Annotated in this window: 1 protein-coding gene; it reads right to left on the bottom strand. The window is 31.8% G+C overall.

The features are described from left to right. Nucleotides 1-145: 145 nt before the first annotated feature. Nucleotides 146-709, bottom strand: coding sequence for a hypothetical protein (locus tag DU428_RS13325; protein WP_113966868.1), 564 nt, complete (start codon nucleotides 707-709; stop codon nucleotides 146-148). Nucleotides 710-958 lie beyond the last annotated feature (249 nt).

Raw genomic sequence — 958 nt, 5'->3', positions numbered from 1 at the left:
TCTTTCCCGAGTGCACGATAATAATCACCATCAAAATTATTTGACTGAGAAAATAATGTTAGGTGTGAAATTAAAAGTAAGGTAGAAATTATTAGTTTCATCGGTATGTTTTAAATGTTTTACAACGGTCTCGTATAACCGTCAGTTACGGGATTAAAGTTAATGATTTTCGGTTAAGAACTGACGTTAGCAATTCCGAGTGGATTCGGACGCAGTCGAATCCGCCGTAATTGCGGTTATACATTGTTGTATGCCGTTTTTTTAATTCGGTTTGTAACGAGTCAATCGTTTTTTCCAACGCTTTAATTTCAGATTGTTGATTGTCAATTTTTTTATCCTTTTGATAGTTTAAATAAGTGAAAACACAACCATAAATAACACCAATTCCACCAATGATTGAAAGTATTATTTTAATATTTTTTTCGGCTTTAGTTCTGCTATTCGCCTTATTAATAGATTTTTCAAATGATGAATAAGATCCGTATTTTTCGTAAACCTGTTGTCCGTTATATTTTATCATCACGGAATATTTACTATGATTTTTTGGTAAAACCCAATCACGTTCTATCATTTCGTCAACAATTGATTCGATTAGATTTCTGTCAGTTATTCCAAATTCACGTTCACACCAAGTCGGAATTATCCAAAAAGAATCTGGATTGTCGTAAATCTGTTTTAAAACCTTATCAAATAATTCAGTCCTATTCATACAGTTTGGTCAAATGGCATACAACGTTTATGTATATGGTTTGTTGCGTGATTAAGCACCTAATTTAGCAAATAAAAACCGAATAGAAAATCCGCGAGGATTTTCGTAAGTAGGCTAGAACTAGCAATAAATTATATACGGCTTAAGTTAGCATTTTAATAAAAACACTAAATTAAGACCTATAAATAAGAAAGAACAAAGGAGAGGAATAAGGTTATTATATACGCAGAGACTTTGATCTCGTCAACA

It is taken from the genome of Oceanihabitans sediminis (assembly GCF_003337215.1).
GTDB classification, from domain to species: domain Bacteria; phylum Bacteroidota; class Bacteroidia; order Flavobacteriales; family Flavobacteriaceae; genus Oceanihabitans; species Oceanihabitans sediminis.
This window is presented reverse-complemented; position numbering and strand designations above follow the sequence as displayed.

Bases quoted from the DNA above. Each gene is read 5' to 3' on its own strand.
- DU428_RS13325 (WP_113966868.1), bottom strand. From the start codon at position 709: ATGAATAGGACTGAATTATTTGATAAGGTTTTAAAACAGATTTACGAC.